Below are 5861 nucleotides of genomic sequence, written 5' to 3'. Positions count from 1 at the left end.
TGAATGAAGATTTACATCTACTATAATTCCGAGTAAATTTCTTACTTTGTTGGGAATATCTTCGAGTAACTTTTTCGCATTGTTTAAACCAATAACATTTCCGTTATCATTTTTCCCAATGAATATTATTCCGCCATCGGCATTTGCAAATCCACAAATCCATTTTATGTAATCATCTTTCCAAGTTTCTTTCCACTCAATATTTTGATTTTCTTCCATTTATTATTCCTTTTATCATCAATAATTTCTAACCTCTTTTTAGGAATATATCTGTCAAATCAAATTGCTTTGATCATTATACTTTATAAGATAGCAGGTAACATCAGCATGCCACGCACAACAATCTGTTGTATATAATCAATCTATAATTATATGAATTTATTGCGTAATAACCTGAAATTGTGTCTTATCACAATCACCTTTTCTTTTCAAATTTCCATATTATCCAACGAACTTTCTTCAACTTTAAACATTAAAACGAATGGTCAGAATATCTCCATCTTTGACAAGATAATTTTTTCCTTCCAGACGAAAAAGGCCTTTTTCTTTGATGACTTTTTCCGAACCTGCTGTCATCAGATCATCGTAGGAAAAGCATTCCGCGCGGATGAATCCACGAGCCAGATCAGAATGGATCTTTCCTGCTGCTTCGACTGCCTTATCTCCTTCCGTAATTGTCCAGGCACGAACTTCATCCTTTCCTTTGGTGAAGAAACTGATGTATCCCATCAGATCGTAAGAACTTTTTGTCAACCTGTCTCTGGCAGATTCTTTGATATTCAGATCTTCCATAAATTCTTTGGCTTCATCTTCCGGAAGTTTACTCAATTCCATCTCAAAATTTCCGGCAAATTCGATCGCTTTGTAATTCTTTTCAACCTCATTAAGTATTTTCTGGTTTGCTCCAAAATTATCTTCATCTGAATTCAGGATGATGAGTAATGGTTTGCGACTGATGAATTGAAAACCTTTGATCGATTTTTCTTCATCATCTGCTAATTCCAAATCCCGTAAAGGTTTATCTTCATTCAGAAATTGGATAACTTTATTAATTACTTTCTCTTCCAGCAGAAGTTTTGCATCCTTTAATCCTCTCTTCTTATTAAGGATTATTTTCTCTGCTCTTTTTTCCGCAATGATCAGATCGGAAATAATCAGTTCGGATTCGATCTGCTGAATATCCTTGATGGGATCAGGCTTACCGAGAGTCTGGGAAATTATCTCATCATTAAAATTCCTGACAACAAGTGCCAGAGCATCAGCGGTTTTTACCAATGCCATCGAAGAATCGGAAAAAACATCAATATTTTCATTTTCTCCCGTTAATCCGCCAAAATCAATGTATTCGATATGAGCATAAACCTTCTTTTCCGGCTCATAAATTTCAGCCAATTTCTCGATCCTTTCATCCTTGACTTCCACAATTCCCATGTTCGGTTCAACTTTTCCGGTCGAGTAAGAAGTTACTTCTGCTTCTAATCCGGTGAGAGCATTAAAAATGGTGGTCTTTCCCGAATTTTGTAATCCTATTAATCCTATTTTCATTATTTTCCTTTTTTTTTAGCAACGAACAAAACTAACAAAACAAACTAAATATCATGTTTATTCATCTTGTTCCCAAACTCCTGTTTGGGAATGAATTAATTCCCTTTTGAGTTAAAAGTGTTTTGAAACAGAGTTTCAGAACGATTGTGTTCCCAAACTGGAGCTTGGGAACAAGGATAAATTTATCTTCATTATCAGGTTTTTTCAGTGTTTTTCAGTGTTATTTGGTGTTTAATCCCTTTTCTTTTTATAATTCATCAAACTCAAAACTTCATTCGGTTTCAGCATTCTCCACATTCCGGTCGGAAGTTTTCCCAGTTTTACATCAGCGATCTGCAGTCTTTTCAGTTCCAGAACTTCCCCATCGATCTTCCCGATCATTCTCCTGATCTGTCTTTTTCTCCCTTCAAAGATCGTCATTCTCAGCTGGATTTTCCCTTGTGATCTATTTTTCACAAACACAATTGCCGGTTGAGTCTTTTTTCCTTCGATAACAATTCCATCCCGAAGTTTTTGCAATTGCTCGTTATCGAGATTTCCTTTTACCAGCACTTTATACACTTTCGGTAATTTGTAGCGGGGATGAATGATCTTATTGGCAAAATCTCCATCGCTGGTCAATAAAAGCAGTCCTTCCGACATATAATCCAGCCTGCCGACCGCAAACAGGTGAACATCAAAATCCGGCAGCAGTTCATAAACCGTTTTCCGATCAAAAGCATCCTGATGTGCAACCAGGTATTTCTTCGGTTTATTCAGCATCAGATATATTTTTTCATTTTTGGGAAGGATTTTTTTCCCTTTAAATTCAACTTCATCATTTTCCGGATCGATTTGAGTTGTCAGATCAAAACAAAGATTCCCGTTAACAGCTATCTCACCATTTTTAACTAGTTCCTCGACAGCTCTTCTCGATCCCAGATTGCATTTCGCTAAAAATTTATTTATTCTCATCTATTTTTATAAGCCTTAAATACTTTCCTTTTTATTTATTTCTAAAGGGAAAAAAAGAGGATTTAACCGTCAAGGAAAAAAGGGATTATTCTACGCAAAGGCGCGATGAACCATCAAATATTATAACTCATTTCCGGTTTCAGCGATCCCATCGGTATCAAACCTGACAAAAAAATAAGTAGAATAATGTTCTCAGGGAATCTCCGGAAGGGGATTTCCGCGGTGATTTTATTATGAATGTCAAGAAAATGTCAATCTGTGCAATGTTATTGATGTTGTGAAGTATAACTTATTGAGAAAAGCGGTTTAGAGAGTGAACATTCACCTTCCTTCGCGCCTGTGCGGAGAAAAAAACAAATTGACATAAATCTCTCCCTTTTTTGCTTCTCCAATATGCAAAATAATAAAAGTAAAATAGCTGCAATAATTACTGCCGGAGGAAGCGGTAAGCGTTTCCAGTCCGGAACAAAAAAGCAGTTTTTGGAAATAGCCGGTCGTCCGCTTCTTTTTTATACAATTGATAAATTCTATCTTCACCCGCAAATAGATAATGTGCTGGTTTCTCTCCCTCCGGATGAATTTGAAAGATCAAAAGAGCTGACTTCAAAAGAATTCCCCGAAATCGAATTTATTATTGGTGGAAAAGAGCGGCAGGATTCGGTTTATAATGCGTTAATAAATTGTCCGGCAGATACGGATTATGTGCTCATTCATGATGGAGTTCGACCTTTTATTTCGGAGCAGGAGATCTCGGAATTGATCGAGAAAGTTCAAACACAGAAAGCAGTGATCATTGTCAGCGGGATGAAGAACACGATCAAAAAGGTGGATGAGGAAAAGATCATAGAAACGATTCCCCGAGAAAACCTGATGAATGCTCTCACTCCGCAGGTTTTTGATTTTCATCTCATTAAAAAATATCATCAGCAGGCAAAAGCAAAAAATCTTTATTTCACGGATGATGCTGCTATCCTGGAGCATTTCGGAGAACCGGTTTTTTATTTAGAAGGAAGTTCCAAAAATTTTAAAATTACGGAACTTATTGACTTTGAAATTGCGAAAAAAATTTTAGAGCAGAAATTGTGACTCATCATTGTATCCTTCTATTAAAAGAGAAGGAACATAAGAGAAGCAAGAAGAAATAAAAAAGGTAAAATAATGAATTTGAAATTCCTTACAAAATTGAAAATTTCTATCCCGATTCCTGTGTTCGGGACCGGATGCGGAGTTCTGGGATTGAGTCTTTCCAAAGTCTCGCTGAATTTAGGAAAATATGCCTCGACTTTATTGAAAGCACTCGAATATCGCGGTTATGACTCGACTGGCGGTGTTTTCCAGACAAAAAATATGGAAGTAACTTTACTTAAAGATGTGGGAGCTCCCAGCACCCTTGTAAAAACTCTCGGTATTGAAGAACAGGCCGGGAAAATATTCTGCGGACAGGTACGCTGGGCAACTTTCGGAACTGTGACCAAAAAGAATGCCCAACCGCATATCGTGAAATGCAAAAATTTTATTTACGGTGCTCATAACGGCAATATCACCAACACACGGGAATTGAAAAAATTCCTCCTTTCCGAAGGTCATAATGTTGTCTCAGATAATGACGGTGAAATGCTGGTACATACGGTTGAACACTATTTTGATAATGAGTTGAGCAAGATCGCAAGCAACGAACATTTCATACCGGAAAAGCGTCGAGCCTGCATGCGACAGGCGATCATTAATGCTTCCAAAAAAATGGTCGGTTCTTATGCAGCAGTGATCGTTGATCCTCACACGGAAATGGTTTATGCGATCAAAGCGGGAAGTAGTCTGTATTTCGGGATTGGTGAAATAGATAGTAATAATTTCGGTTTAGCTTCTTCTGATCTGACTGCTGTTCTGCGCTTTACGAAAATGCTGGTCAATCTGCGGGAAGGTGAATTTGTCGAGTATGATCAGAATAATTTCAATGTTTATGCTTTCAAAGATCTTAAAATAAAAAGACCGAATCAACCTGATCTGATCATCAAACAAGGTTCAAAGATAGAGAAAAAACCGGTTCGCTCCAAATTGCGTGCGGAAGATACGGAACTTATTCCACCTTTTGAATATTTTATGGAACAGGAGATCCAGGCAGAGATCGAAACTTCCGGCAAGTTGATCAAACTTTTCCAGGGAGGATCGAATACCGGTCGCAGAATGGTCGAACTTCTGAAACGGGAAAATATTCATGAGGAGATGAAGGATATTGGTGAGAATATTCTGAAAAAAGACGATTTTCAAAAACAAAGTAAGATCTTTAATAAGTTCAATGATTCCGAAAAAGCTGCGGAATTTTATCGTAAAGTGAGGGAAGAATACACTTCCATTTATGATGTACTGGTTACGGAAGGATTCGAGAAAAAGTATTTCTTTTCCACTGATAAAAACACTTTCATCGATCTGCTTGAATCTCATTTTGATAAGAAAAAACTTCTCATTGCCAAAGCCTTAGATTCGATTTCGGAATTGAGTGATGTCAAACAATTCCAGGAAAGTATCAGGAATTTTCTGGAGATCATAGATAATTCCATCAAGAACAATCGTAATATTTATACGATTGCCTGCGGAACTTCTTTTCATGCTTCCAAAGTTGCAGCTTTGTTTTTTAATGAAATTGCCAATTTGGAAATAATTCCCTGCTTACCGGGAGATTTCCGCGGACAATATTCGAAAAGTTTAAAGGATAATGATGTCATCATCGGAGTTTCCCAGAGCGGTGAAACAAAAGATCTGATCGACATCTTCAATGATGTGGAAGATTCCGGACTGAAGATCAAGATGATCGTGCTGGCGAATAATATGAATTCCACTCTCGGACAGGAAAAGAGCGATGTTTCCATACCCATTTTCTGCGGACCGGAAATCGCTGTTCCTGCTACAAAAAGTTTCATCAATCAAATTACTTTATTCTATTATCTGGCTATAAAAATAGCAGAATTGAAGTTGGAAAACCTGAAAAAGGAAAACGGGAGTCAGGATTTGATCAGGGAATTGAGCAGGAAACTCGATCAGAGATATAAATCTATCGAGGATATTCCTAAATTGATCGAAGATACGATCGCTACTTCCAGAGAAGGGATCGAATATATAAGCAGCAAAATTTATATGGAACCTTCGCTGCACATTCTGGCGACTAAAATGATAGGAGTTGCCAAAGAAGGTGCACTCAAAATCAGGGAAACGGTTTTGAATCATGCGGAAGGCGGAGAAGCATCGGAATTTAAACACGGACCGAATACGATTTTAGGAAAGAACACGGTTTTCGGATTTAAGAATGTCAGGAAAATGATCCGTTATTTCAATGAGATCTTAGAGAAAGCCTTTGATCTGGCGGA

General features: G+C 37.4%; 5 protein-coding genes. 2 read left to right on the top strand and 3 right to left on the bottom strand.

Annotation, left to right across the window (positions count from 1 at the left end):
* The 3 genes from ENL20_00150 to ENL20_00140 all read right to left on the bottom strand — a co-directional run.
* Positions 1-219: ATP-binding protein (locus ENL20_00150; protein ID HHE36972.1), on the bottom strand; the 219-nt coding region annotated here is incomplete at its 3' end.
* Between the two features lie 246 nt (positions 220-465).
* Entirely contained in the window at positions 466-1545 is a 1080-nt protein-coding gene (gene ychF, locus ENL20_00145; protein HHE36971.1) for a redox-regulated ATPase YchF, read from the bottom strand.
* A 231-nt stretch (positions 1546-1776) separates the two neighbouring features.
* The gene (locus ENL20_00140; GenBank protein HHE36970.1) at positions 1777-2499 is read right to left on the bottom strand and encodes an rRNA pseudouridine synthase; all 723 of its coding nucleotides are present in this window, start codon (positions 2497-2499) and stop codon (positions 1777-1779) included.
* Positions 2500-2892: 393 nt separating this feature from the next.
* Here ENL20_00140 and ispD point away from each other — a divergent pair, with 393 nt between their 5' ends.
* Entirely contained in the window at positions 2893-3585 is a 693-nt protein-coding gene (gene ispD, locus ENL20_00135) for a 2-C-methyl-D-erythritol 4-phosphate cytidylyltransferase (protein ID HHE36969.1), read from the top strand.
* Positions 3586-3657: 72 nt separating this feature from the next.
* Positions 3658-5861, top strand: a 2204-nt coding sequence (locus ENL20_00130; GenBank protein HHE36968.1) for an SIS domain-containing protein, incomplete at its 3' end; no start/stop codon positions are given.

It is taken from the genome of Candidatus Cloacimonadota bacterium (assembly GCA_011372345.1).
Classification (GTDB): domain Bacteria; phylum Cloacimonadota; class Cloacimonadia; order Cloacimonadales; family TCS61; genus DRTC01.
Note: the sequence above shows the minus strand (reverse complement) of the source record. Positions and strands in the feature narration are given on the sequence as shown.

What these genes read in the sequence shown, in the direction of transcription:
- ychF (HHE36971.1), bottom strand. Translation starts at nt 1,545, where the DNA reads ATGAAAATAGGATTAATAGGATTACAAAATTCGGGAAAGACCACCATT.
- ENL20_00140 (HHE36970.1), bottom strand. Translation starts at nt 2,499, where the DNA reads ATGAGAATAAATAAATTTTTAGCGAAATGCAATCTGGGATCGAGAAGA.
- ispD (HHE36969.1), top strand. Translation starts at nt 2,893, where the DNA reads ATGCAAAATAATAAAAGTAAAATAGCTGCAATAATTACTGCCGGAGGA.